Annotated in this window: 24 protein-coding genes; 6 read left to right on the top strand and 18 right to left on the bottom strand. The window is 64.1% G+C overall.

Going from position 1 to position 23,933, the window contains the following annotated elements; genetic code table 11:
* The first annotated feature begins 182 nt into the window (after positions 1-182).
* Positions 183-830: a TetR family transcriptional regulator C-terminal domain-containing protein gene (locus E4P09_RS22935; RefSeq protein WP_275406518.1), complete on the top strand. Its 648-nt coding sequence runs from the start codon at positions 183-185 to the stop codon at positions 828-830.
* 51 nt (positions 831-881) lie between these two features.
* Here E4P09_RS22935 and E4P09_RS22930 read toward each other — a convergent pair whose 3' ends face one another.
* Positions 882-1,268, bottom strand: a complete 387-nt coding sequence (locus E4P09_RS22930; protein ID WP_137391984.1) for a hypothetical protein — start codon at positions 1,266-1,268, stop codon at positions 882-884.
* A gap of 248 nt (positions 1,269-1,516) precedes the next feature.
* Between E4P09_RS22930 and E4P09_RS26120 the strand changes: the two genes are divergently transcribed.
* A complete protein-coding gene (locus E4P09_RS26120) occupies positions 1,517-1,873 on the top strand; it encodes a hypothetical protein (protein ID WP_170984593.1) in 357 nt (118 codons plus the stop codon).
* Between the two features lie 37 nt (positions 1,874-1,910).
* On the opposite strand, the gene E4P09_RS22925 is transcribed toward E4P09_RS26120, so the two are convergent.
* Positions 1,911-2,993 (bottom strand): class I SAM-dependent methyltransferase, encoded by a 1,083-nt coding sequence (locus E4P09_RS22925; protein ID WP_137391983.1) that lies wholly within the window; start codon positions 2,991-2,993, stop codon positions 1,911-1,913.
* 107 nt (positions 2,994-3,100) lie between these two features.
* On the opposite strand from E4P09_RS22925, the gene E4P09_RS22920 reads away from it, so the two are divergent.
* Positions 3,101-4,138, top strand: a complete 1,038-nt coding sequence (locus tag E4P09_RS22920; protein ID WP_137391982.1) for a GlxA family transcriptional regulator — start codon at positions 3,101-3,103, stop codon at positions 4,136-4,138.
* Positions 4,139-4,156: 18 nt separating this feature from the next.
* Here the strand turns inward: E4P09_RS22920 and E4P09_RS22915 are convergent, their stop codons facing one another.
* The 9 genes from E4P09_RS22915 to E4P09_RS22875 all read right to left on the bottom strand — a co-directional run bounded on the left by E4P09_RS22915 (position 4,157) and on the right by E4P09_RS22875 (position 13,483).
* On the bottom strand, positions 4,157-5,533 hold the full coding sequence (locus E4P09_RS22915; protein WP_137391981.1) for a phenylacetate--CoA ligase family protein: 1,377 nt from the start codon (positions 5,531-5,533) through the stop codon (positions 4,157-4,159).
* 43 nt (positions 5,534-5,576) lie between these two features.
* Positions 5,577-6,404, bottom strand: coding sequence for an ABC transporter permease (locus E4P09_RS22910; protein ID WP_137391980.1), 828 nt, complete (start codon positions 6,402-6,404; stop codon positions 5,577-5,579).
* On the bottom strand, positions 6,401-7,600 hold the full coding sequence (locus tag E4P09_RS22905) for an ABC transporter permease (protein WP_205042263.1): 1,200 nt from the start codon (positions 7,598-7,600) through the stop codon (positions 6,401-6,403). The genes E4P09_RS22910 and E4P09_RS22905 overlap by 4 nt, the downstream gene beginning before the upstream one ends.
* Positions 7,601-7,661: 61 nt before the next feature.
* Positions 7,662-8,705, bottom strand: coding sequence for an ABC transporter substrate-binding protein (locus tag E4P09_RS22900; RefSeq protein ID WP_137391979.1), 1,044 nt, complete (start codon positions 8,703-8,705; stop codon positions 7,662-7,664).
* A 68-nt stretch (positions 8,706-8,773) separates the two neighbouring features.
* Positions 8,774-9,934, bottom strand: a complete 1,161-nt coding sequence (locus tag E4P09_RS22895) for an ABC transporter ATP-binding protein (protein ID WP_338049020.1) — start codon at positions 9,932-9,934, stop codon at positions 8,774-8,776.
* Complete coding sequence (locus tag E4P09_RS22890; protein ID WP_137391978.1) at positions 9,931-10,587, bottom strand: flavodoxin family protein; 657 nt, start codon at positions 10,585-10,587, stop codon at positions 9,931-9,933. The genes E4P09_RS22895 and E4P09_RS22890 overlap by 4 nt, the downstream gene beginning before the upstream one ends.
* A 5-nt stretch (positions 10,588-10,592) precedes the next feature.
* On the bottom strand, positions 10,593-11,516 hold the full coding sequence (gene kce, locus E4P09_RS22885; RefSeq protein ID WP_137391977.1) for a 3,5-dioxohexanoate:acetyl-CoA acetone transferase: 924 nt from the start codon (positions 11,514-11,516) through the stop codon (positions 10,593-10,595).
* Between the two features lie 9 nt (positions 11,517-11,525).
* Complete coding sequence (locus E4P09_RS22880) at positions 11,526-12,317, bottom strand: enoyl-CoA hydratase-related protein (protein WP_137391976.1); 792 nt, start codon at positions 12,315-12,317, stop codon at positions 11,526-11,528.
* An 8-nt stretch (positions 12,318-12,325) separates the two neighbouring features.
* On the bottom strand, positions 12,326-13,483 hold the full coding sequence (locus E4P09_RS22875) for an acyl-CoA dehydrogenase family protein (protein ID WP_137391975.1): 1,158 nt from the start codon (positions 13,481-13,483) through the stop codon (positions 12,326-12,328).
* Between the two features lie 173 nt (positions 13,484-13,656).
* On the opposite strand from E4P09_RS22875, the gene E4P09_RS22870 reads away from it, so the two are divergent.
* Positions 13,657-14,229, top strand: a complete 573-nt coding sequence (locus E4P09_RS22870; RefSeq protein ID WP_137391974.1) for a cupin domain-containing protein — start codon at positions 13,657-13,659, stop codon at positions 14,227-14,229.
* Positions 14,230-14,465: 236 nt separating this feature from the next.
* Here the strand turns inward: E4P09_RS22870 and E4P09_RS22865 are convergent, their stop codons facing one another.
* Genes E4P09_RS22865 through E4P09_RS22840 form a run of 6 tightly spaced genes read right to left on the bottom strand, consistent with a single transcriptional unit; the run spans position 14,466 to position 21,029 of the window.
* Positions 14,466-15,224 (bottom strand): SDR family NAD(P)-dependent oxidoreductase, encoded by a 759-nt coding sequence (locus tag E4P09_RS22865; protein WP_137391973.1) that lies wholly within the window; start codon positions 15,222-15,224, stop codon positions 14,466-14,468.
* Between the two features lie 25 nt (positions 15,225-15,249).
* Positions 15,250-17,382: an acetate--CoA ligase family protein gene (locus E4P09_RS22860; protein WP_137391972.1), complete on the bottom strand. Its 2,133-nt coding sequence runs from the start codon at positions 17,380-17,382 to the stop codon at positions 15,250-15,252.
* 20 nt (positions 17,383-17,402) lie between these two features.
* Positions 17,403-18,161 carry an enoyl-CoA hydratase/isomerase family protein gene (locus E4P09_RS22855; protein ID WP_137391971.1) on the bottom strand — a complete coding sequence of 253 codons (759 nt, stop codon included), beginning with the start codon at positions 18,159-18,161 and terminating at the stop codon, positions 17,403-17,405.
* A gap of 29 nt (positions 18,162-18,190) precedes the next feature.
* Positions 18,191-19,036: an amidohydrolase family protein gene (locus tag E4P09_RS22850; RefSeq protein WP_170984592.1), complete on the bottom strand. Its 846-nt coding sequence runs from the start codon at positions 19,034-19,036 to the stop codon at positions 18,191-18,193.
* A 40-nt stretch (positions 19,037-19,076) separates the two neighbouring features.
* Entirely contained in the window at positions 19,077-19,808 is a 732-nt protein-coding gene (locus E4P09_RS22845; protein WP_137391969.1) for an SDR family NAD(P)-dependent oxidoreductase, read from the bottom strand.
* A 24-nt stretch (positions 19,809-19,832) separates the two neighbouring features.
* Positions 19,833-21,029 carry an acyl-CoA dehydrogenase family protein gene (locus E4P09_RS22840; RefSeq protein WP_137391968.1) on the bottom strand — a complete coding sequence of 399 codons (1,197 nt, stop codon included), beginning with the start codon at positions 21,027-21,029 and terminating at the stop codon, positions 19,833-19,835.
* Positions 21,030-21,158: 129 nt separating this feature from the next.
* Between E4P09_RS22840 and E4P09_RS22835 the strand changes: the two genes are divergently transcribed.
* Positions 21,159-22,097, top strand: a complete 939-nt coding sequence (locus E4P09_RS22835) for a 3-hydroxyacyl-CoA dehydrogenase NAD-binding domain-containing protein (protein WP_137391967.1) — start codon at positions 21,159-21,161, stop codon at positions 22,095-22,097.
* Positions 22,098-22,108: 11 nt separating this feature from the next.
* Here the strand turns inward: E4P09_RS22835 and E4P09_RS22830 are convergent, their stop codons facing one another.
* On the bottom strand, positions 22,109-22,612 hold the full coding sequence (locus tag E4P09_RS22830; RefSeq protein ID WP_170984591.1) for a thioesterase family protein: 504 nt from the start codon (positions 22,610-22,612) through the stop codon (positions 22,109-22,111).
* 248 nt (positions 22,613-22,860) lie between these two features.
* Between E4P09_RS22830 and E4P09_RS22825 the strand changes: the two genes are divergently transcribed.
* Complete coding sequence (locus tag E4P09_RS22825; protein WP_170984590.1) at positions 22,861-23,895, top strand: ABC transporter ATP-binding protein; 1,035 nt, start codon at positions 22,861-22,863, stop codon at positions 23,893-23,895.
* The last annotated feature ends 38 nt before the right edge of the window (positions 23,896-23,933 follow it).

Below are 23,933 nucleotides of genomic sequence, written 5' to 3'. Positions count from 1 at the left end.
ACCGGTGCTGCGCGTGCGAGGCGCTAACCAATTGAACGGACCTTGTTATTCGGTTCGCAGACGCACATTCGTTTTACAATCTTTAGGCGATTTTTCTACTTAAACGTATCCTATGGTTGCATTCCTCGCGCGGCTCATTAGAGTTGCGTGCATTGGAAATAATCATAAACCGGAGATTGCAAATGCGCCATGTGAGCGCTGGAGCAGCCACCCAAAACGCCCGGCGGACCTATTCTCGCGAGGATCCCCAGGTTCGCCGTCAGGAATTGATCGAAGCCACATTCCGTTGCTTGGGAAAACATGGCCATGCTCGAACAAGCGTGCGGGTGATCGCCGCCGAGGCCGGTGTTTCGCCGGGATTGATCCGCCATCATTTCGGTGAGAAGAAGCAGTTGATTTCAGCCACTTACCGCTACGCCTCCGACCTGTTGTTCAACCACATCAAGAATGCAGTCGATGCGGCCCAAGGGGACGACTGGGCAAAACTGGTGACATTCATTGAGGCCGGCTTCACGCCGCCTATTCTCTCGAAGGACTATATTACGGTGCGGTTCGTGCTCTGGGGCGTGGCCATGACCGACCCTGTCATCCGCCAGGTGCATAGCGAGGTAAACCAGCGCTATCGCCGGCTGATGTCACGCCTCTTGAGCGATGTCGTCGGCAACCGCATGTCCGACCAGGAGGTCAAGAGCGTGACCGCCGCCCTGGCGGCATTGCAGAACGGGCTCTGGCTCGACTGGTCGCTCAATCCGCGGCAGGCCACGCCCGCCGACCTGCGCGAGACGGCCCTGCAGCTCGTCCGGCAGCACGTTTCACCACCATCTCATTGACGCGGAATGCCCGGGGGCTGCGTACCGCCCCTCAGGCTGATTTTCCCGCCCTCAGGCGCAGCGGAACTGCGACCGCCATTCGCCCTTCTTGTCCAGCATAGCGCGATCATCGACCCTGCGGGCCTTGCTCGCGCCGGGGCAGGCATAGTGCGTGAGCGTGGACTGTGCGACCCGTTCGGCAGCCTTGAGGTCGCCTTCCCGTTCGCTTAAGGGACGCGCGGTGCGTCTCACGCTCACGTCATAGACGCCCTGCTCGCTCAGATAGTCGAAGCTGACCGTAAAGCGCTGACCGTCAAAGATCACCGGCTCGTTCTTGTTTGACTGGACGATGGGGACCGATGGCGTAAGAGGCGGTGGCGCGGCGACCTTCGTGCAGTCAACGAGCAAGAGGCAGCCGACAGTGGTGGCAATCGACAGAAGGCGGCGCGGCATCATCATGGGGGCCATTCATGCAAACGGCGGCGGGGACGCTGGCTGCCGCGCCGTCCTGTGGGACAGCGGGCGCGCGAGCTTATTCCGCAAAGCATGAACGAAATCTGACACCGTACGCCGTTAAGCCGTTTTTCACCCCGTTTCGACGCATTCTCGCCTTTCTATGGCCACGGAACGGACGTGGGAAAACCCGCCTATCAACGCAATGGGCGTGTTTAATGCCCGTTTCACCCCTCAACATAAGGATAGTTTCCATGCGCATGCTCTCGATACTGGCGATGAGCACCGTGCTCGCTCTTGCCGCGCCTAGCTATGCGCAGCAGCCGGCTGCGCCGCAGGCGAACACACCCGAGGCGCAGTCGCAGACGCCGGTCATTCGCGCCCTCGCCATCGTCGACATTCAGGAGCTCCCGCCGGAGGCGCAGTCGCAGGTCAACGAGATCGTGGCCCAGCAGGGCGACGATGCCCTCCAGGAGCTACGCGGCTTGATCGATGGCAATGCCGAAATCAAGGCAGCCCTCGAAGCAAAGGGCCTGAACTCGGGGCACGTCATTGCGGCGAATGTGGAGTCCGACGGCACGCTCGTTCTGGTGACGAAGAAGGCGAGCTGACCGCCGCAGCCCCACGCCCGCTGGCGGGACATGGGGCTCACGCCCGCGCCACGAACCAGACATTCATGGGATCGTGCGGCAGGATGTGCCGCTCGATTAAGCGGAAGCCCGCCGCTTTGAGCATGTCCTGTGCCGTCTCCCACCCCCACATCGTGCCGAGGCCTAGGCCACCCTGGCCGAGTGAAACGGGCATGCAATGTGAGCAGGAGATGGCATAGAGCAGTGCGGCCATGGGAAAATTGGCATTGTTTTCCAGATGGGCCGAGCCGCCGATATCCTGCATTAGATAGACCCCGCCGGGCTTCAGGGCAGCGCGAAGGCTGAGAACCAGTGCTTGCGGGTCCTTCTGGTCGTGCACGGCATCGAAGCTGGTGATAAGGTCGAAGCATTGCTTCTCGTCGTAGCCCGTCAGATCGCGCCGCTCGAAACGGATATTGGTGAGACCTGCCTTGCCGGCCGCCTCGCTGGCGAATGCGATGGCATCGGCGCACAGATCGTAGCCGATAAAGCGGCTTTTCGGGTACCGCCTCGCCATTTCGATCAGGGCCAGGCCACGCCCGCAGCCCGCATCGAGCACGTCGATCCCCTTGTCGAGCCGCTCGCAAAGGCCGTCGGCCAGCGGCAGGATCGCGTCGAACAGCCGCGCCACCACGGTCTGGGCGCTGTCTTCGGCCATGACCTGGTGGAAGCAGGGATAATCGCCATAGGCGAGCCCTTCACCCGTTCTGAAGCACGATAGAAGTCTCTCCTGCATTTGCCCGATCAGCGCGACGGTCTGGGCATAGACTGCCAGATTGCCGAGCGGCGCGCCCTGCGTGAGGCAGGCGGCATGTTCGGCCGGCAGGCCATAGGCCTTCCTGGCCGGATCGTAGGTCGCGATGCCGCCCGTTACCATGACCGCGAGCCATTCCCGGACATAGCGCTCGGCTAGGCCGGCCCGCTGCGCGATGGCCGTGCTGGTCGAGGGCGGAAGCGCGGCCATGGCATCGAACAGGCCGAGCCGGTGGCCGATCGACACCATCACCGCCACGGCGCCTGCATTGAGAATGTCGCCCATTCTGCCGGCGAACGCTTCCGCCGCCTGCATGTCGAACGTGCTTTGCTCCAGCGCCAGATCCATTGTCCTCTCCTGCTGCGGTTGACCTGCGCTTGGGAATAACCAGGAGCACGCGGGGGTCGAAGTGCGGAAATGGACAAGACAAGGGCTTTCGTGCCAAAGATCTCCCCATGAGTGCTTCACCGATCCCGGGACCGGCGCAGATAAGGCTGCTTGCTCTGCCGGAGGCGACGCCAACGGCAATCTACGGGCTTTACGAGATCTTCTCCGCCGTCGGCGTGGCCTGGGCTGAAATGACCGGCGAGGCTGTCGAGGCGCGGCGCCTCGATGCGCGGATCGTCGCCCGGGATGCTGCGCCCTTCCCCTCGCCGCTCGGCCTGCCCATCGTGCCGCACGCGGCGCTGGATGAGGTGGCGGCGGACGCGGTGATCGTCACCGACCTTGCTCTCGCGCCTGACTGCTGCCCCGGCGGCCGATGGAGAACGGAGGCAGCTTGGGTACGAGATCAGTTCGCCAGGGGCGCTGCCATCTGCTCCGTCTGCACGGGCTCGGTGTTCCTGGCCGAGGCAGGCCTGCTCGACGGTATCGAGGCGACAACCCATTGGGGCACAGCGCGGCTTTTCGCGAAGCACTATCCGGGTGTGAAGCTGTGCCCAGAGCGCATCATCTGCCCGTCCGGACCGGAGCATCGCATCATCACCGGAGGTGGCGCAGGCAGTTGGACCGACCTCGCCCTCTATCTCATTGCCCGGTTCTGCGGTCCGGCGGAAGCGGTGCGCATCGCCAAGATCTTCGTTCTCGGCGACCGCAGCGAGGGCCAGCTTCCTTTCGCCGCCATGGGGCGGGTAGCCGGGCACCCCGATGCCGCCATAGGCCGATGCCAGGAGTGGGTCGCCGACCATTATGCGCAGCCCAATCCGGTGGCCCGGATGGCAGGATTTTCCGGACTGCCGGAGCGGACGTTCAAGCGGCGGTTCAAGATGGCGACGGGCTATGCGCCGATGGACTATGTGCAGGCGCTGAGGATCGAAGAAGCCAAGCAGATGCTGGAGACGACCGCTGATCCGACTGATGCGATCGCCCATGCGGTGGGATACCAGGACCCGGTGTTCTTCCGCCGCCTGTTCAAGCGCATGACGGGCACGACGCCGAGCCGCTATCGCCAGCGCTACCGCTCCATGACAACGATTGGGAGCGGCCGGGCATAGGTCGCCCGTGGCGCGGATCTAGGATTGCCTTCGGGCGGGATCAAAAATGTGCTCGCGCCGATCTATCCAACGCCGGGCCTTGTATTCGCTGCGGGCGAGGCCGCCCGGCGCCAGCGCCCGCACCTGGAAGCGCAGCCCGATCCGGCTGCGGATGGCCTCAGCCAGTTGCGCGCACAGAGCCTCCGCCCCGTCTTCGCTGAGCGCGCTCTTCGGCATGAACAGCAGTTCCGCGTGGTCGGAGCCGTCCTTGCTCGTCGACAGAACCACTTCATATTCGTCCACCTCTCGGAAGGACAGCAGGGCCTGCTCGATCGATTGCGGCCAGACGTTGATGCCCTTGATGCGGTACATGTCATCCAGCCGGGTGATGGAGCCGATCTCGATGCCGGAGAACTGGCGGCCGCAGCGGCAATAGGCGCCGCTACGATAGGTGGCGAGATCCTTCATGCGGCAGCGGATCACCGGCGTATCGAAATGATAGAGGCTGGTGATCACCACCTCGCCCCGCTCCCCGTCGCGCACATGCCGGCCTGTCCGCGGATCGATCACCTCGAGCAGGACGTGAGAGTCGATGTTGTGGAGGAGGCCGGGCCGATCGGGCGAGCCTATTCCCTCCTCACACGTGAACATGTGGTCGTTGCGCGATTGGGTTGAGCCGTAACGATCGAACACCCGCGCGCCCCATTCCTCTTCGAGCCGGCGATACCAGGGCAGCGAGGCGCCCTCGCCGCCGCAGAAGAGTACCTCGACGCCCTGCTCGCGCACCGCCTTGCCCCCTACCGCCGCCAAATGCCAGAAATAGGACGTTGTGCCGATCAGCGCCTTCGGTCGGAAGCGGCGGATCAGCGCCAGTTTCCGTTCCACGTCGTAATTCCCTGCCGGCAGCACGGTCAGCCCGTAATCATGTGCCCCGTGATATTCCAGCCTGCCGCCGCCCAGCATGGTCAGCGGCAGGGTGAGCAGCGCCACATCGCCCGGGCGCAGCCCCGCCCAGCGCAGCATGTGCGAATAGACCTCCGCGCTTCCCTGCAGCTCGCGCCGGGTTTGCGCATGCAGCTCCTGTCCCTGGCCGGAGGTGCCGCTGGTGGTGAACAGCATCAGCGGCTCCGGCACGCCGGCGAGGTGCCTCAACCGCTTGCCGAACGGTGGTTCGGCTTCTTGGTCAGCGATGAAGTCGGCCTTCTCCACGGCCGGGATCCCGGTGGTGAAGTCTTCTAGGCTGTCGATACGGTCGATGTCGACGCCGTGCCGGCGCCAGACCTCCGAATAGAAGGCATTGGTGCTCGAAACATGGGCGAGCAGCGCCTTCAGGCGCTGCAGCTGGAAAGCCAGAAGCTGTTCCCGGCACGACCGCTCCAGACAATCCTGGACGGGTTCACGCGCGACTGGTTGCATGACGAGATGTCTCTTTCAGATGATCAGCGTGGGGGTGGCGCCATCAATGCGCTGGCACTGCAGCTTTCTCGGTGCTTGCCGCCGTGGCGCGCCGGCGCAGCACCTCGACCGCGATGATCGCGGCGGTCGCCACGACGATGAGGAGGTTGGCCACCACGGTAACGGACGGGCTCATCTGTTCCCGGATGCCGCTGAACAGCTCCAGCGGCAGGGTGCGTGTGCTCGGGCTGCCCAGGAAAAGCACGAGCACGATCTCGTCGAACGAGGTGAGGAACGCAAAGATCGCGCCTGACAGGATTCCCGGCGCCAGGATGGGCAGCATGACGTGACGGAACGCCGAGAGTGGCGGCGCGCCGAGGCTGGCGGCGGCGAGCGCCAGGCGTTTGTCGAAGACGTCGAGGCTCGCCAGCACGGCAATGACGACAAAGGGTGCTGCAATGGTGATGTGAGCCACCACGATGCTGGTCATGGTTCCGCCGAGCCCGAGGCTCGCATGGAAGATGAACATGGCAACGGCGGCGATCACGGCCGGGGTGACGATCGGCACGCTCACCACGGCCAGCGCAAGACCGCGAACTCGCGGCGCCATCCGCCATATGCCGATCGCCGCGGCCGTGCCCAGCACGACCGACACCGAGGTGGTAATCGCGGCGATGATGAGGCTGTTGCGCAGGGCGTTCATCCAGAGCGGGTTGTGGAACACATCCTCATACCAACGCAGCGAATAGCCCGGGGTCGGCAGGACCAGCAGCGTGCCGGAGGTGAGCGACACCGGGATCAGCACCAGCAACGGCAGGAGCAGGAAGGCAAAGACCAGCGCCGCAAAGCCGCGCACCAGCAATGTCCATCCACTGGCCGGTTCGCGATTCATGTCGCCCTCTTGATCATCGGGCCGACAAAACGCTGGCTGACCATCACCAGCACCAGCATGCCGCCGAGCAGCCAGGCGCTCAATGCAGAGGCAAGCGACCAGTTCACCGACTGGTTCGTGTAGAAGGCGATGAAAGAACTGATCATCTGGTCGCTCGGCCCGCCGACCAGCGCCGGGGTGATGTAATAGCCGATCGACAGGATGAACACGATGAAGGCGCCGGCCCAGATGCCTGGCAGGGTCAAGGGCAGGATCACGCGGAGGAAGGCGCTGGCCGGGGGCGCGCCCAGATTGGCAGCGGCCTGGAAATAGGATTTGGGTATGGCGCGGATGGCGTTGACCACCGGAAGGACCACGAAGGGCAGCATGACGTGGACCATCACGAGGATGACGCCGAAGCGGTTGAAGATGAGGGGAACCGGCGCGCTTGCAAGCCCCGTCCAGACGAGGAAGCTGTTGATGGGGCCGCTGCCCTGCAGCACGATGACCCAGGCTGCCGTCCGCGCCAGGATGGACAGCCAGAACGGCACGAGCACGAGCAGCATCAGCCAGGTCGCGGTGCGGGGCGGGGCCTGTGCGATCACCCAGGCGACGGGATAGCCGATCGCGGTGCAGATGATCGTCACGGCGAGGGAGATCGCCAATGTGCGCAGGAAGATCGGAACGAACAGGCTCTCGCCGCCGCCTCTCGTGTGCAGTCCCTGCTCGCCACGCTCGAGATCGACGGCGGCAAGCAGGAATGTTCCGGTGACCGGACCGGTTTCGCGCCGGATCAGCTGCCATGTCTCCGGCTCACCCCATCGGCCGTCGGCAGCGATCAGTGCCGCCTTCACCTCGCTCGGCGTGGCGGCCCCGTGATCCTGAGCGGCACTGGTGGCTTTGCGCACGGCCGTGCGCAGGCCGGGCGCCAGCGCGTTGAGCCGGCGGCCCAGAATGGCAGCGCCCTGGCTGGATGAATTGAGATCGGCCACGAGGGCTGCGTAGGCCGCCGGTTCCGGCAGGTCTTCACCGTCCCAGTTGCGCAGCGCCGCCGTCGTCCGGGGAATCACGTTGGTGACTTCCTGCGTGCTCACGCTGCGGAACAGAAAGGCGGCGATGGGATAGAAATAGAACACGGTGAGAAAGAGCAGCAATGGTGCGATCAATGCTGCGTTGCCCATGAACTGAAGGCGGGTTGCTCTCGCGGACGTGTTCACGATGTTCTCCGGGAACGGCGGCGACCCGTGGTCGCCGCTTAACAGGATCTGTCAGATCGGCCTACTGGGCGGCCCAGACGTTGAAGCGTTCGGTCAGGCTGTCCAGGTTCTCCACCCAGAATTCGTCATCGACCGCCACCCCGTATTTGAGGCGTTCGGGAATGAGCGGCAGCTGCTCCTTCACCTCCGGCGAGAGGTAGTCGAGCGAGGCGAGGCTTGTCGAACTGTAGTATGTTCGCTTGGCATATTCGGCCTGCAGCTCGGGATGCTGGTGGATGAATTTGATATAGTCCATCGCCTGGGCGGCGTTGGGGCTTCCCTTGACGATCGCCAGCTGGTCGGTCACGTAGGTGTAGCCCGCATCCCAAGCGATCTTGAGGTTCTTCTTGTCCGACTTGTTGGCGGTCGGGATACGCCCGTTCCAGGCGTAGGTCATCACGTATTCGCCGCTCGCCAGCCGGCTCAAGAACTCGGATCCGGAACTCCAGAGCAGGATATCGGGCTTGATCGTGTCGAGCTTGGCGAAGGCGCGGTCGACACCTTCCGGGGTCCTCAGCACCTTGTAGACTTCCGCCGGGGGCACGCCATCCGCCATCAACGCCACTTCCAGCGCACCCTTGGGCGTGTTCCACAAGCCCCGCTTGCCCGGATATTTCTTTGTATCGAAGAAGTCCGCCCAGCTCTTCGGCGGATTGTCCTTGAGGCGATTCCCGTCATAGGCCAGCACATTTCCGGCCGTATAGATCCCATAGCCGCAGTCGCTATGGACGTGCTCGGCATATTTCGAACGGTCGATCTGGCTCCAGTCGATCTTCTCGAAGAGACCCTCCTCGCAGCCGATCATTACCTCGGCCGATTCCTGATCGACGAGGTCCCACGTCACGTTGCCGGACTCAACCATGCTACGGATTTTGGCCAATACCGGCGTCTGGTCCTCGAGAACAACCTTGCCGGTGGCCTTGGTATAGGGATCGAAGAATGCCGCCCGCTGGGCCTCCTGCCCTACCCCGCCCCAGGCGACGATCGTCAGGTCGCGCGCGTTTGCTGATGCTCCGGCGGCCATGAAAGCCACGCCGATGACAGATCGAACCATTGCTCTGTGCATAGTCGTTCTCCCCTTATGTTTAATATTTTAAACTTACCGCACAACCAAGTCTCCCGTCTAGTCCCTTGCTACATTGCTGTGGCCGGGCGTATTTCATCAACGATGGGCAAGCAACGGCAGTGTTCGGCAGGCCAGTAAAGAACAGCGCACCGTCCCGGCACCAGATCTCCACCGCCCCGTTTGTTTGAAATTTTAACCGATACCAATTCCCGGTTCGCAGCCCGGCAGCGCAGCCGCAAATGGTCGCCTAGATAGATCTTCTCGACCACCTCCACGTCCATGCGGTTTGGCATCGGCGGAATCGGATGCCCGATCACGGCATCTTCCGGGCGGAACACCACGACCACGTCATCGCCGATGGCATGGGCCGCCTCCGATATGGTGAGCAGCGTGAGGCCGCCGCAATCGACCTCGTAGCGATGGCCGTTGCGCGCCCGCACGACACCCTGCATCCGGTTGTTGTCGCCGATGAAATCGGCCACGAAGGCATTGGCCGGCCGTTCGTAGATGTCCACCGGCTTGGCCACCTGCTGGATGCGTCCGCGCGCAAAGACCGCGACCCGGTCGGACATGGTCAGCGCTTCCGCCTGATCGTGCGTCACATAGACGACCGTGATGCCGAGGCGTTCGTGCAGATGACGTATTTCCAGCTGCATGTGCTCGCGCAGCTGCCGGTCGAGCGCGCCGAGCGGTTCATCCATGAGCACCAGCTGCGGTTCGAAGATCAGGGCGCGGGCGAGCGCGATGCGTTGCTGCTGGCCGCCGGAAAGTTGGCCCGGCCGGCGGTCCAACGCCTCCGGCAGCCGGACCATGTCGAGCATCGCTTTCACGCGCTTTTCCCGTTCCGCCTTGCCGACCCCGCGCATGAGCAGCGGAAAGGCGAGATTCTGTGCCACGGTCATGTGCGGGAAGAGCGCGTAATTCTGGAAGACCATCCCGATATTGCGCCGATAGGCCGGCACATCGAGCAGTGAAGCGCCCTGGAACCGGATATCCCCGGCACTCGGATGCTCGAAGCCCGCCAGCATCATCAAGGTGGTGGTCTTGCCCGAGCCGGACGGCCCCAACAGCGTCAGGAACTCGCCCTCCATGATCTCGAGATCGAGATCCGCAACGACCCGTATCTTGCCGTCATAGGTCTTGCTCACGCTCTCGAAGGTGGAGAGCACCGCCTGCGGGCGCTCAACCCTGTCCATTACCGGCAAACTGACCGGACTTGCGCAAGTCATGGATGATCTCCTCCCGCGCCCCACACTGCGCCCGGCCTTTGTGTGTCAATCCTGTAGTCCGTGGCGCGCAGCCGAAACAGGTCGCGGCCGATCCGCCGCGCGGCAGTCAGCGGTTCTGCGGGGTCATGCTTGATTTCGCCCCGGCGGTTGCCCACCGCGTTCAGCAGGGCCACCAGCGAGCCGTGGGTATAGCGGCTGAAATCCGAGATCTGCTGCACGATGCCGACCGACATCCCATAGCTGCTTTCCTCTGAGGACAGCAGAAGCGCATAGCGCTTGCCGGCCAGGCCCCGCATCACGTCCTCGGACCGGGGATGGGCGCGGCTCGTGTAGCAGACGAGGCGATCGATGATACATTTGAGCTGGGCGGGAAGGCCGTACCAGTAGATCGGCGCTGCCATGGCAACGGCGCCTGCCGGCAAGAGGTGCTCCAACAGGAGTTCGTCATAGCGATCGTTGATGCTGCATGTGCCATCCGCGCTGCGGCAGGAACGGCAATCCCGCAGGAAGCCGGCGACGAAATCGTCCACGAACAACGTGGAAGCCGAATGCCCCGCCTCGCGCGCGCCCTCGGCCAGGGCCTGCGCCAGAAGGTGAGAATTGCCATCGCGCCGGGGACTGGCGACAAGGCAGCAGATCTGCGCCGCAGCCACGGCACCTAACCTCCCCTGCCCTTCAGGTGCAATATGCGCCGCGCCTCTTCGGGCGTGGCGATGGGGCAGGACAGCTCGGTGAGGATCCGTACCGCCTTGCGCACCTGCTCGGCGTTGCTCTTGGCGAGCTCGCCCGCCGCTATGTAGAGACTGTCCTCGAGCCCGACCCGGATATTCCCGCCCATTGCGGCCCCCGCGGCCGCGATCTGCATCTGCGCCTTGCCGCCCGCCAGGACCGAAAAGCGGTACCTGTCCGCGAACAACCGGTCCGCGGCCGATTTCATGTGGACCAGCTCTTCGATGGAGGCGCCGATGCCGCCAAGAATCCCCATCACGAACTGGACCGCATAGGGCGCGTTCAGCGAGCCCTCGCGCTCGAAAAAAGCCAGGGTGTAGAGATGGCCCACGTCATAGCATTCGAACTCGAAGCGCGTGCCCAGTGGCGAAAGCAAGGCGATCGTCTCCTCGATATCCTTGAAGGTGCTCTTGAAGACGAAGTCGCGGCTTTCCTCGATGTAACTGCGCTCCCATTCGTACCGGAACGCGCGGTATTTCCTGAGCAGCGTGTGCATGGGAAAATTCATCGAGCCCATGTTCAGCGAGCAGATTTCCGGCCTCAGCTCGACGGCCGCCGCCAGGCGCTGCTCCACGCTCATATTGTTGCCGCCGCCCGTGGTGATGTTGATGACCGCGTCGCAACCGTCCGAAATGCGCGTGACGATCTCGCGGTAAAGCGCGGGCGACGATGCGGGCTCGCCGGTTTGAGGATCGCGCGCGTGAATGTGCACGATCGCCGCGCCCGCCTGCGCCGCCTCGATCGCCTGCTCGGCGATTTCCTTCGGCGTCACTGGCAGGTAAGGCGACATGCTGGGGGTATGGATCGAGCCCGTCACCGCACAGGTGATGATGGTCTTCTTCGGATCGGCCATGGGATGTCCCTACCGCCCGGTCCACACTGGCGCACGACCCTCGGTGAAGGCGGTCGGGCCCTCGATGAAGTCGGACGACGCCATCATGCGGCGGTGAATGGGCAGGTTGAGCTTGGCGAGGCCCGTGAGCGCCTCGCGGTCGCTCAGCATTTCGGTGGCCCGCACCACCTCCTTGGTCGCCTGAACGGACAAAGGCGCCCCTTCGCAGATCGTCTCGGCCAGCGCGATCGCCCGCGGCAGCAGCTCGTTCGCGGGGACGACCGCGTTGATCATGCCCCAGTGTTCCGCCTCGGCGAGCTCGAACCAGCGGCCGGTGAGCAGCACCTCCATGGCGATGCGCTTCGGCAGCATGCGCGGCAAGCGCTGCACGCCGCCCGCATCCGCGATGAATCCGCGCTGAACCTCCGGAAACCAGAAGCGCGTATTGGGCGTTGCCAGCACGAGGTCGCAGGCCAGGGCGATCTCCCAGCCGCCGCCGACCGTCAGCCCGTTCAAGGCGGCGATCACCGGCTTGTTGCAGTCGAGCAGTTCGTGGAGCCCGGCGAAGCCGCCTGCCCCATGTTCCTCGCTGTCCTTAATCCCGCTGGCAGCCTCGTTCATATCCCATCCGCCGCAGAAGAACTTCTCGCCGGCGCCGGTCACGATCGCCACGGAAAGCTCGGGGTCCTCCCGGAACTCCCTGAACGCTGCCGCCAGGGCTTCGCTCGTCGCGATGTTGATGGCATTCGCCTTCGGCCGGTCCAGCGTGACGATGCTGATCTTGCCGCGCCGCGTGATCCTGACCGATGATTGGGTCGTCATCTCTCCCCTCATTGCTTGTATGGGCGCGTCAGTTCGCGCGCGATCATGTGGCGCTGGATCTCGGATGTGCCGTCCCAGATCCGCTCGACCCTGGCATCGCGCCAGAAGCGCTCGATGGGCATTTCCTGCATGACGCCCATCCCACCGAAGATCTGCACCGCATCGTCGGCAACGCGCCCGAGCATCTCGCTCGAATACATCTTCGCCATGGCGACCAGGGCCTCGGTGGCCTCGCCCCGGTCCATCTTCCAGGCAAGCTGCAGGGTCAGAAGCCGCGCCGCTTCGAGCTCGGTGGCCATATCGGCCAGCTTGAAGCCGATGCCCTGATGTTCGGCGATGGGCCGGCCGAAGGTCTTGCGCGAGGATGCCCATTCGAGCGCCATGTCCAGGATGCGCTCCGCCCGCCCCACACAGTTGGCCGCGATCGCAAGGCGGCTGGCGAACAGCCACTCCTTGGCGACATCAAAGCCACGGTCCACCTCGCCGAGCACTTGGGTGCGCGGCAACCGGCAATCGGTGAAGAACAACTCGCACTGGTGATAGCCGCGGTTGCCGACCGCCCGCCGCATGCGCCGTACCTCGAAGCCCGGTGTGCCCTTGTCGACGAGAAATGCGGTGATCTTCTTTCGTGGTCTCGGGCCGTCACTCACCCCGGTAACCGCGAACACGATGGCGAAATCGGCGACATCCGCATGGCTGATGAAGTGCTTGGTGCCATTGAGGATGAAGTCATCGCCGTCAGCCTTTGCCGTGGTGGCGATATTGGAGGCATCCGACCCCGCGCCCGGCTCGGTCAGGGCGAAGCAGTCGATCCGTTCTCCCGCTACCGTCGGCTTCAAATAGCGCTCGATCTGCTCCCCGCGGCACGCCTTGAGGATCGGCGCCGGCCGCAGCACACAGGCCGAGAGGGCGAGACTGACCCGGCCGAGCTCCCGTTCCAGGAGCGCGAACTCCACATTGTCGAGGCCGGCGCCGCCCACCGACTCCGGCATGTTCGCGGCATAGAGGCCGGCTTCGCGCGCCAGCCTGCCCAGCTCGTGCCGAAGTTCATCTGGAACTTCCCCGGACTGTTCGATATTCTCTTCATGAGGCATGAGGTGCGTCGTCACGAACCGGCGCGCCGTTTCGACAATAAGGGCCTGCTGATCGGTAAGCTGGAAATCCACTCCAACCCTCCCCGTCATTTAGTGTGTTTGATTTTTCAAACATTACATAACAAGGGAGCCGTGTCTAGAGCGGAAAAGTGGATTCTCCTGGGCGATGACGTGAGGCAGTATTGGCGGCTGAGGAACATTCCTCTGCGGCGGCAGATTCAGATGGTGGTAGATAGACAGTGAGCATGAACGATCAGAAACAGAAGAATGATCCGGATGGTGTTGGCGCAAGGCTCGCCGCGCTACGCACGGCTTACGGCCTTTCACAGCGCGAGCTGGCGCGGCGGGCAGGTCTCACGAACGGCACAATTTCGCTGATTGAACAGGGCACCACCAGTCCACAAGTTGCATCGCTGAAGAAGATTCTCTCGGTCTTCTCGATCAGCATCGCGGATTTCTTTCTTCTCGACACCGAGCATATGAACAATGTCTTCTTTCAAAAAGAAGACCTGGTCGAGATCGGAGGCGACGACATTTCGTTTCTGCTCGTCAATGGGCATGATCGCAATCGCAAGCTGCAGATGGTGATGGAGCGGTACCAGCCTGGCGCGGACACGGGCGTTGAAATGCTCCAACACTCAGGTGAGGAGTGCGGCATCATCCTCAAAGGCGCCCTCGAAGTGACGGTCGGCGTGGAGCGCAGGGTGCTCAAAGCCGGGGAGGCGTATTATTTCAACAGTTCGATCCCCCACCGCTTCCGAAACGTGGGGGACGAGGTGTGCGAAGTGGTGAGCGCCGCGACGCCGCCCTCGTTCTAAATCTCCGGACCTCAGCCACTTCCGTCATCACCGACGCGGCAATCCAGGGCGCCAGGGAAAGCCTATGCCGTGCGGCGCTGGATGCAGGCTCAGCGCCTAGGCGCGGCCGGCATGACGAGACGGGGAGGAAACCCTAGCCCCTTCCGTCATTGCCGCGCTTGACGCGGCAATCCAGGGGCTGCAAGCGGACATTCGCGACGTGTGGCCTGGATGCCCGACTTGGCGCCGTGCGGCAACTAGTGCACGTAGGACGCGCCGTTCACGTCGATGGTGGCTCCCGTCGCGTAATCCGCCAGGCCGGACAGGAGGAAGGCGACGACATTCGCGATATCGGCGGGCGTGCCGAACCGGCCGGCCGGGATTTCCCCCAGCCATTGCGTGCGGCCGCTCACCGCGAAGAATTCCGATGCCTGGTCGGTCTCGATGATGCCCGGCGCCACCACGAAGGCTTTCACATTATCGGCGCCGTGGTGGCGGGCGATCTGCCGGGTCAGCGACACCAACCCTCCCTTGGCCGCGCCGTCCTCCGGACAGGTTGCAGTGTCGCCCCTGAAGGCCGGCCGGCTCGCGATATTCACGATCGAGCCGCCGCCCGACTGCTTGAAATGCTTGACAGCCATGCGGCAGAGATGAGCGGGCGCCATGAGGTTTACATCGAGCACGCGGCGCCAGGCTTCGTCCCAACGCTCGTCGCTCTCGTCGAGGTCGACGTCGATGCGGATCGACGCGTTGTTGACCAGGGCATCGATCCTGCCCCGCCACCTGACAGCAGCCGCCCAGAGGCTTTGAAGCTGCGCAAGCTCGCCGAGTTCAGCCTGAACCGCAAGGCATCGCGCTTCGCCTAGCCGCGACGCGATAGCCATGGCCGCCTCGGCGCTGCGGCCGTAATGCAGCACGACATGGGCGCCTGCCGCATGGCAGGTCTCCAGAATGGCGCGCCCGATGCCGCGGGAGGCGCCGGTTACCAGAACGGTCTTGCCGGTGAGATCGATCATGTGCCCCTCGGAATGAATGTTGATTTCAAACAGCGATCGGCCGCTTCAGGGTGACCAGCACGTCGAGCGGCACGCATCCCTGTGCTGTCGCGAGCAGCGGATTGATCTCGATGCCCGAGACCTCGCCGGCCAGATCGGCCAGCAGCTGGGAGAATTTCGCCACGGTCTCCGCTAGCGCCCGCCTGTCGACTGGCGCCGTTCCCCGGAATCCGCTCAAGACCGGTGCGACCTTCAGCCGGCGCAGCGCGCGTTCGACCTCGGCGGGCATGGCCGGCGCCATGATGAAGGTCACGTCCCGCACGAGTTCAACGAGAATGCCGCCCGCGCCAACCATCACGATGGGCCCGAACTGCGGATCGACGAGCCCGCCGATGACAAGTTCCAAGCCTTTGGGCGCCATCTCGACCAGAAGCGCCTGTGGCCCGAGACGTGAGGCGAGCTCGGCATAGGCCGTCAACACGGCCGACCGATCCTTCAGCCCGATCAACACGCCGCCAACGTCCGATTTGTGCAGAATGCCCGGAGCGGCGGTCTTAAGCACCACCGGGAACGAGAGCCGGTCCAGGGCTTCGCTGAGACCCTCGGGGCTGTCCACCATTGCGTGACGCAGTGTCGTCAGCTTCCAGTCGGCCAGCAGGCGATAGCCGGTTGCCTCATCCAACGCGCTGCCACGCTCGGCGGCGAGTCTGGCCTTCCAGCCTGTCACCACCGAATGGGGCACCTCGGCGCCCTGCCATTGGCCTTGGCCGGCCTCGCGCCCATTGCGAAAGGCAATGACATTGCGCACCGCCCTGAGAGCAACGCCCACCCCGTCGACCAGCGGAATCCCTGCCGTCCGTAGCCTGTCAGCCAACGCGGTGCGTGGCAGCTTGCCGAAATTGCTGGCGACGAAGAGCGGCTTGTCCGTTGCACCAGCCACGTCGATGCACGCATCGACAAACCCGCGCGAGAGATGATCCTCCAGGGCGATATCGAAGAGGAACATGCCGATGCCGGTATCGGGATCGCGCATCAGCGCGGTGAGGCAGTCGCGATAGACGCCGACATAGTCGCGGCCGGACCCCCACGCATCCAGCGGGTTGACCGGCTCCAGGCCGTAATCCAGGCGGGCTTTCAGCACCTCGCGCGTATCCCGGCCGATCTCTGCAAAGGCCACGCCCTCCTCATCGGCGAGATCGATGAGCAGGCCACGCGCACCGCCGGAATCGGTGATGGCCGCAAGGCCGCCCGCCACATAGGTCTTGGGGCTGGCGAGCAGGGTCGCGGTCGCCGCGAGCTCGTCCACATCGCGGACGCGAATGACGCCGTATTTATCGAACAGCGCCTGGTAGGCGGCGTCATTGCCGGCAATGGCGCCCGAGTGGCTTTCCGCCAGCTTGGCGCTCTGGCTGGTGCGGCCGACCTTGATCGCGACCACCGCAACCTCCCGGTCGCGCGCCTTCTCCAGGGCGGCGGCGAAGCCCGCCGGGTCGCGCACGGTCTCCAGGAACAGCGCCGCCACCCGCGTTTCGGCGAGATCGAGCGCATAGTCGAGATAGTCCGCAACGGTGGTGGTCAGCTCCTGTCCGGCCGAGACGGCGAGGCTGTAGCCGAGGCGAGGGTCGAGGCCCAGCAAGGCCGCGAAGACCGCGCCGGAATGGCTGACGAAGGCGATGCCGCCGGACGGCAGCTCGGTGATCGGAAACCAGCTTGCCGCCACGCGGGCGGACATGTTGTAGAAGCCCATGCCGTTGGCGCCGCAGATCACGAGCCCGCTGCTCTGGGCTGTGGCCGCCAAGCGCTCGACCAGCTTGGGTTCGCGGTCGTTCTCCAAATAGCAACTGGCAAAGATCGTCACCGCGCGCACCCCGCGGGCCACCGCCTCGTTCACCGCCTGCTCGACGATGTCGTTATTGACGGCGATGATCGCGTGATCGGGGGCGTCGTCGAGCGCCGCAAGCTCAGGCACGCAGCGGAGCCCGGCGATCTCGTCATATTTGGGGTTCACGGGGACGACCTTCCCCGTGTAGCCGATGCGGCGAAGCTGCATGAGCGTGTCGAAGCCGGGCGTGTCCGCCCGCGGCGATGCGCCGATGACGGCGATCGACCGGGGCGCGAGCAGCGCATCGAGCTTGTGACCTGTGCCGATCTCCGGCCCGTTGGCGACCTGCGACCTCATCTGCACCCTCCCTGCCCCGCTCAGCTCTTGTATTTGGCGACGCCCCGCTCCACCGCCTCGCTGCCGAGCTGGTTCATGTCGGCGAGATATTCCAGATGGCGGCCGCTGCGGGCCGGAATGCCATAACCGAAGCTCAGCAGATGCTTGGCGATCGCCACCGTCCGGCGATCATGCCCCGCTGCGATCTCTTCCGCCATGCGCATCGCTTCGGCAACCGCCGTTCCGTCCTCCACGGCACGGGCCACAAGGCCCCACTGCTCGGCCTCCTCGCCTTTCACCGTGCGGCCGAACAGCACGAGCTCGCGGGTGCGACCGACGCCGATAATGCGCGGCAGGCGGACGGTACCGCCCCAGGACGGCAGCGCGTTGATGGCCACCTCTGGCAGGCCGAGCACGGCGTTGCGGCCGGCGATGCGATAGTCGCAAGCGGCGGCAAGCTCCAGGCCGCCGCCAAGGCAATAGCCCTCGATCGCGGCGATCACCGGGGCCGGATGCGCCTCGATGAGGTCGCCGAGCTCCTGGCCGAGTTCCGTATGCAGCAGGCGCTCCTCATAGGTCTGGCTGGCCATTTCCTTGAGGTCGGAACCGGCGCAGAAGGCCTTGGTGCCCTCGCCGCACAGGACAATGGCGCCCACACCTTCACGCTTGGTTCTCGCCAGCGCTTCCCGGAGGGCTTCCATGGTCGCATCATCGAGCGCATTGCGCCTGCGCTCGCGCCGGATCATCAGCTTGGCGACGCCCTTTGCGACGGTGACGTCCAGGCCGGGTTCGGTGGTCATGACGTTGAGCCTTCCTGTTGCTGTGATCGTCAAAGGCCGAAGACGCGCTGCGCCGTGCCGTGGAGCAGCGCCGCTTCGGATTGGGGCTTCAGGCCCAGCGCCTTCACCTGAGCGATCGAGTCCTTGTGCATGATCAGCGGGAAGTCAGTGCCCCACATCACCTTGCCGCGGCCCCAGCTATCGATGAACTTCACCAGCTGCGGCGACCAGTTCTTCGGCTTGTAGGCGGAGGTACCGATGAAGACATTGGGGTGTTTCCAGGCCAGGGCGATCGCCTCCTCCACCCAGGGCCAGCCCGTATGGGCGCAGACGATCTTCAGGTTCGGAAAGTAGAGCGCGATTTTGTCGAGATGGATGGGCTTGCCGTTCTCGATCGGCATCAGGTCGACCGTATGCCCCATGGAGATGACGACGGGCACGCCGAGCTCCTCGCATTTGGCGTAGAAGGGGAAGTAGTAGGCGTGATCGGGCGTGAAGCCGAAGCCGTGCGGATGGATGTGGATGCCCCGGAAATCGTGCTCGCGAACCAGCCGCTCCAATTCACGCACACCGTCCATGCGCTTGCGCACATCCACCCCATAGAGGCCGAAGATCCGATCGGGTGCAGCCTTGCAGAGCGCGATCACCTCCTCGGGCGTCGAATGCTCCACCGGCTCGCTGCGCCAGTAAGACCAGGTGACGATCGACGGCACCAGCAGCTTCTCCACCCCGATTTTCGCCATTTCGGCCAGGAACACCTCCGGGTCGTTGCCGACCAGGTTGCCGGTGAGGCCGATCTGCGCAAAGCGGGCGGCCTCCTCCTCATTGTGAAGGTAGTTCTTGGCGATGCTGTCGGCGGTGAAGTGATTGCACAGGAAATCGATAGCTGGGGTCATCGTGTCATCCCTCGTCATGGCGCGGCGTGAGGCCCGCGGCTCAGATCATGGTCAGCCCGCCGCTCACGCTGAACACCTGGCCGGTGATGAAGTCCGAATCCGGTCCGCAGAGGAACGAGATCATCGCCGCCTGCTCCGCCGGCTTGGCGAAGCGGCGGAACGGGATCACCCTGATCACACGGCCGATCACATCCGAGTCTTGCGCCAGCTCGAGCGCGGTTTCCGTCGGTCCCGGTGCCGTGCAGTTGATATTGAGCCCGTAGCGCGCGTTCTCCCGCGCCAGGCTCTTCGACCAGGCGATGACCGCGCCCTTGGTGCCGGAATAGACGGCCTCGCCGCTCTGGCCGACCTTGCCCGCGTCTGACGTGACATTGACGATCTTGCCCCGCTTCCGCTCGATCATCTCCGGCAGGATCTCGTGCGTCACGTAGAGCAATGCTTCGAAATTGATGGCGATCGTCTTGCGCCAGTAGGCGGAGTCCTCCTGGACGAAGGGCTGGGTGCCAAACCAGCCGATCAGGTTCACCAGGCGGTCGATCTGGCCCACCTCTCTGCGCGCCGTCCTCACGGCCTCGCGCGCGGCCTGCTCGTCGGTGAGATCGGCCGCGATTGTATGCAGCGGCTGGCCCTCATGCTGTCTTGCGAGGGCATCGAGGCCTTCGCGGCTGATATCCGCCGCAACGACGGTGTAGCCGTCGTCAAGCAGGCGCGCGACAGTCGCTTCCCCGATGCCGCCGGCCGCGCCGGTGGCAAACACAGTTCCCATGGTCATTACCGTCTCCCGAAGTTCTGGACTTTATCCTGTGGCCATGCCGCGCGCCGCGATCTCCGCCTCGGCGATGTCCGGCAGGCCGTATTTCTCCAGGTAGCGGCCGATGAGCAGCTTCTGGATCTGGCTGGTGCCGTCGAACACCTCGAAGGGCTTGCAGTCCCGCATGAAGCGCTCGACGGGATAGGCTTTGGACAGGCCGTTGGCGCCCATGGCCTGCACGCATTCGGTGGTCACGCGCATGGCCGTTTCCGTGCAGAGCAGCTTGGCCATGGCGGCAAGTGTGCTCGCCTCGCGGCTGCGGTCGGCTTCGAGCGCCGCCATCGCGCGCTGCCAGATGGCCCGCGCGCCGGTCAGCCGAGCGGCACAGTCGGCCAACAGAAAGGCCAGTCCCTGATGTTCGATGATCGGCTTGCCGAACTGCACGCGCTCCTTGGCGTAATCGATGGCGCATTGGAGCGCGCCGGTGGCCGCGCCAAGCGCCATGGCCGAGCAGTTGAGCCGGGCCTCGTCGAGGGTCGACATGGCGATCTTGAAACCGCGATTCTTCTCGCCCAATATGCGGTCAGCCGGCACGAATACGTCCTCGAACATGAGCTCCGTGGTCGGGCAGCCGCGCAGGCCGATCAGGTCCTCGTTGCGCCCGATGGTGAAGCCGCGCGCGCCCCGCTCGACAAGAAACGCGGATATGCCTTTGTTGCCCGCCTCCGGATCGGTCTTGGCAAAGACGGTGAAGATGTCGCCGACGCCGCCATTGGTGATCCACATCTTGCGGCCGCTCAAGACATAGCCACCGTCAACCGCCCTTGCTTGGGTGGTTATGGAGGCCGCATCCGAACCCGCTCCAGGTTCGGTCAGCGCAAAGCAGGGGATCAAGTCTCCCGAGGCGATCTTCGGCAGCAGCCAGCTCTTCTGCGCGTCCGTGCCGAAATTGACGATAGGCGTGACCGCGTCTCCGCAGTTGGAGAAGATGAGCGCAAAGGACGGGCTGACGCGCGCAATAACATCGGAGATCAGCAGCGGCGTCACCAGGTCCGGTCCGATTCCACTATAGGCCTCCGGGATCCATAGGCCGAAGACGCCGAGCGCCGCCGCCTCGCGGTAGAGGTCGGCGGGAAACGTGTCGCTGGCGTCGATTTCGGCCGCACGTGGGGCAACTCGGTCGGCGACGAAACGCTCGACGCTGGCGAGGATCTGTTGTCGGAAAGAGGGATCTATGGGCATGAAACGCACCTGTCTGATCAATTCCCCGGACCATAAGACAGTTTGATTTTTTAAACAATAGTCATTATTGAGGAGAGGTGCGCAGCCGGATTTTGGCTTGAGAAGTCTAATTCACTCGACAGGGGCGCCATGAAAGAGATCAAGACAGTCGCCGTCATCGGCACGGGCACGATCGGAGCCGGCTGGGTAGCCTGCTTCTTGTCGCGCGGCCTTGCGGTGCGGGCATTCGATCCGTTTCCGGCAAGCCTGGAGCGGCTGCCGCAGGTGGTGGCCGCAGCCTGGCCGATCCTTCGCGCGCTCGATGCGACAGTCCCCGAGGCGGTCCCGGACTTCATCATGGCCAGGTGCCTTGCCGACGCGATTGAGGGTGCGGATTTCGTTCAGGAATCAGGGCCGGAGAGCGAGGCGCTCAAGATAGAGCTGTTCTCCGAGATAGATGCCGCCGCACCCCCTTCGGTTGTCATCGCCTCCAGCTCGTCGAGCCTGCTCGTCTCGCGGCTCCAATCGGCCTGCGCCCATCCCGAGCGCTGCCTGGTCGGCCATCCCTTCAACCCGCCCTATCTCGTGCCGCTGGTCGAGATCGTGGCCGGCCCGCGCACCGCACCCTGGGCAGTCGAGACGGCGGAGCAATTCTATCACGCGGCGGGAAAGCAGCCGCTCGTCCTCGCCAAGGAAATCACCGGCTATATCGCCAACCGGCTGCAGAACGCCGTCTTCAGGGAGGCGATGCATCTGGTCCAGGTGGGCGCCGCCACCATTCAGGATATCGACGATGCGGTGCGCTACGGCCCGGGGCTGCGCTGGGCGTTCATGGGGCCGTTCCTCACCTATGCGCTTGGCGGTGGCATGGGCGGGATGCGGCGCTATTTCGAGATTTTCAAGGAAGAGATCGAGACGAGTTGGGACGAGCTCGGCGCGCCAACCCTCACAGACGAGCTGCGCGATACGGTCATCGCGCAAGCGGAAGGCTTCTTCCGCAGCCGGGCGGTCGCCGAAGTGGTCGCGCGGCGCGATCAGGCGCTGGTCGAGGTGCTGAAGGCGACGCGGTCGGTCGACCTGACGGGCTGAAGGCAGGGGCGCTATCGGCGTCCGGCCGGCCCGAGCCGCCGCCGCAGGACCACGCTGCCGTCGAAATAATCGGACAATGGCAGGCGGTCGTGTTCCGCTTTCAACCGTTCGAAACCCGCGAGGGCGAAGGCGGGAAACTCTGCACTCCTGGCCTTCGCCGAATTCACATGAATGGAAATGATATGCGCCGTGGCCGCGAGCACACCGCTATCGTGTTCGACGATCTCGCAGAAGATATGCGTTCGTATGCGGTCGAAATCGGCAAGGCGCGCCCTGACCTCGATGCCGGTTCCGCGCCGGATCTCCCGGAGATAGAAGAACCGGCTTTCCACCACATAGTCCGATCGGCCGTTCGTTCGCCGGTAGTCGAGGTCCATGCCGACGGCCGCGTAGACCGCGTCGATGGCGGGATCGGCCGCCATGGCATAAGCGGCGTAGTTGACGTGACCGTTATAGTCGCGCCAGGTGGGATCGATGGTGGAGACGACCGTGATGGGCTGCAGGTATTCGCTCATTTTGTCTATATAATTAAACAAACAAACGAGTGCAAGCTTCGCGGCCATGTTTGGCCGAGAAGGCGCGCGAAATGCCATAACCCCCTCTGATGCGCCGTATAAACAATAATAAATTGCAACTTGCCCACCTATGAAATTGAAATGGAATGGGTGCTGCATCATGCGTGTTGTACGCAGAATGCGCAGGGAGCTGGCAGAATTCGACAATGTCCTCCGTGGAACTTCATAATATATCGAAGTACTATGGAGTGCATTGTGCACTGGATTCTGTTTCCTTCTCCATCAATCCTGGCGCGCTCACGGCAATTCTGGGTCCGAGCGGCTCGGGCAAGTCGACGACACTGTCGCTGATCGCAGGCATTGCCAGCCCGTCGCGCGGCACCATCGCCATCGGCGGCCGCGATGTTACGGAAATGCCTGCCGCCCACAGGAACATCGGGCTGGTGTTCCAGAGCTATGCCCTTTTCCCGCATCTGTCGGTTTATGAAAACGTCGCGTTCCCGCTCAGGATCAGGCGCCGCCCGCAGGGGGAGATTGCCGCCCAGGTCGGGGCCGCCCTCGAGCGGGTCCGCCTGCAGGAGCTGAAAGATCGGCGTCCTGACGAATTGTCCGGCGGGCAGCAGCAGCGCGTGGCCATCGCGCGCGCCATCGTTTTCGAGCCGAGCGTGCTCCTGCTCGACGAGCCGCTCGCCGCCCTCGACCGCAAGCTCAGGGAGCAGGTCCGGCTCGAGCTACGGCAGATGCAGCGCGATCTCGGCATAACCGCCATCCTGGTGACCCACGATCAGGAGGAGGCCATGTCCATGGCCGACGAGGTGGTCATCCTGGCCGATGGTCGCATTCAGCAGATCGATGAGCCGCAGACAGCCTATCGCCAGCCGGCGAACGAATTCGTCGCCAACTTCCTCGGCACCGCCAATCTGTTCGAAGGGCCGGTCACGCAGATCGGGGAAGCCCGCTATATCCGCCTGGCCTGCGGCGACACGATTGCCATCGACGCGCGTGCCGGGTCGGCCAGGCCCGACGGCGTCGCCATCGGCATGCTGCGGCCCGAGCAGATCACGCTCGGTAGCCCCGACGCTGCCGGCGCTACCCCCGCGCGCATCGAGGAGCAGATCTTCCTCGGCGAGTCCATCCGCTATCTCGCGACCACGGAGCGTGGCACCACCATCACCATACAGGCCAGCAACGCCCGCCGCATCCATCGTCCGGGAGAACGCGTCGGCCTCTCGTGGACTCCGGAGGACGTCTGGATCCTCCCGTCCAGATCTTCGCGGCATTGAGCCGCTGACAACGGGAACCGGGACATCAACCCGGTGGG

Source organism: Rhodoligotrophos defluvii (assembly GCF_005281615.1).
In the GTDB taxonomy this organism is placed as follows: domain Bacteria; phylum Pseudomonadota; class Alphaproteobacteria; order Rhizobiales; family Im1; genus Rhodoligotrophos; species Rhodoligotrophos defluvii.
The sequence above is the reverse complement of the archived record's forward strand: the minus strand, read 5'-3'. Positions and strand labels throughout refer to the sequence as shown.

What these genes read in the sequence shown, in the direction of transcription:
- E4P09_RS22925 (WP_137391983.1), bottom strand. Translation starts at nt 2,993, where the DNA reads ATGGATCTGGCGCTGGAGCAAAGCACGTTCGACATGCAGGCGGCGGAA.
- E4P09_RS22865 (WP_137391973.1), bottom strand. Translation starts at nt 15,224, where the DNA reads ATGATCGATCTCACCGGCAAGACCGTTCTGGTAACCGGCGCCTCCCGC.
- E4P09_RS22900 (WP_137391979.1), bottom strand. Translation starts at nt 8,705, where the DNA reads ATGCACAGAGCAATGGTTCGATCTGTCATCGGCGTGGCTTTCATGGCC.
- E4P09_RS22920 (WP_137391982.1), top strand. Translation starts at nt 3,101, where the DNA reads ATGAGTGCTTCACCGATCCCGGGACCGGCGCAGATAAGGCTGCTTGCT.
- E4P09_RS22895 (WP_338049020.1), bottom strand. Translation starts at nt 9,934, where the DNA reads ATGACTTGCGCAAGTCCGGTCAGTTTGCCGGTAATGGACAGGGTTGAG.
- E4P09_RS22855 (WP_137391971.1), bottom strand. Translation starts at nt 18,161, where the DNA reads ATGACCACCGAACCCGGCCTGGACGTCACCGTCGCAAAGGGCGTCGCC.
- E4P09_RS22870 (WP_137391974.1), top strand. Translation starts at nt 13,657, where the DNA reads ATGAACGATCAGAAACAGAAGAATGATCCGGATGGTGTTGGCGCAAGG.
- E4P09_RS26120 (WP_170984593.1), top strand. Translation starts at nt 1,517, where the DNA reads ATGCGCATGCTCTCGATACTGGCGATGAGCACCGTGCTCGCTCTTGCC.
- E4P09_RS22935 (WP_275406518.1), top strand. Translation starts at nt 183, where the DNA reads ATGCGCCATGTGAGCGCTGGAGCAGCCACCCAAAACGCCCGGCGGACC.
- E4P09_RS22915 (WP_137391981.1), bottom strand. Translation starts at nt 5,533, where the DNA reads ATGCAACCAGTCGCGCGTGAACCCGTCCAGGATTGTCTGGAGCGGTCG.
- E4P09_RS22830 (WP_170984591.1), bottom strand. Translation starts at nt 22,612, where the DNA reads ATGAGCGAATACCTGCAGCCCATCACGGTCGTCTCCACCATCGATCCC.
- E4P09_RS22880 (WP_137391976.1), bottom strand. Translation starts at nt 12,317, where the DNA reads ATGACGACCCAATCATCGGTCAGGATCACGCGGCGCGGCAAGATCAGC.
- E4P09_RS22845 (WP_137391969.1), bottom strand. Translation starts at nt 19,808, where the DNA reads ATGACCATGGGAACTGTGTTTGCCACCGGCGCGGCCGGCGGCATCGGG.
- E4P09_RS22860 (WP_137391972.1), bottom strand. Translation starts at nt 17,382, where the DNA reads ATGAGGTCGCAGGTCGCCAACGGGCCGGAGATCGGCACAGGTCACAAG.
- E4P09_RS22850 (WP_170984592.1), bottom strand. Translation starts at nt 19,036, where the DNA reads ATGACCCCAGCTATCGATTTCCTGTGCAATCACTTCACCGCCGACAGC.
- E4P09_RS22910 (WP_137391980.1), bottom strand. Translation starts at nt 6,404, where the DNA reads ATGAATCGCGAACCGGCCAGTGGATGGACATTGCTGGTGCGCGGCTTT.
- E4P09_RS22840 (WP_137391968.1), bottom strand. Translation starts at nt 21,029, where the DNA reads ATGCCCATAGATCCCTCTTTCCGACAACAGATCCTCGCCAGCGTCGAG.
- kce (WP_137391977.1), bottom strand. Translation starts at nt 11,516, where the DNA reads ATGGCCGATCCGAAGAAGACCATCATCACCTGTGCGGTGACGGGCTCG.
- E4P09_RS22835 (WP_137391967.1), top strand. Translation starts at nt 21,159, where the DNA reads ATGAAAGAGATCAAGACAGTCGCCGTCATCGGCACGGGCACGATCGGA.
- E4P09_RS22930 (WP_137391984.1), bottom strand. Translation starts at nt 1,268, where the DNA reads ATGATGATGCCGCGCCGCCTTCTGTCGATTGCCACCACTGTCGGCTGC.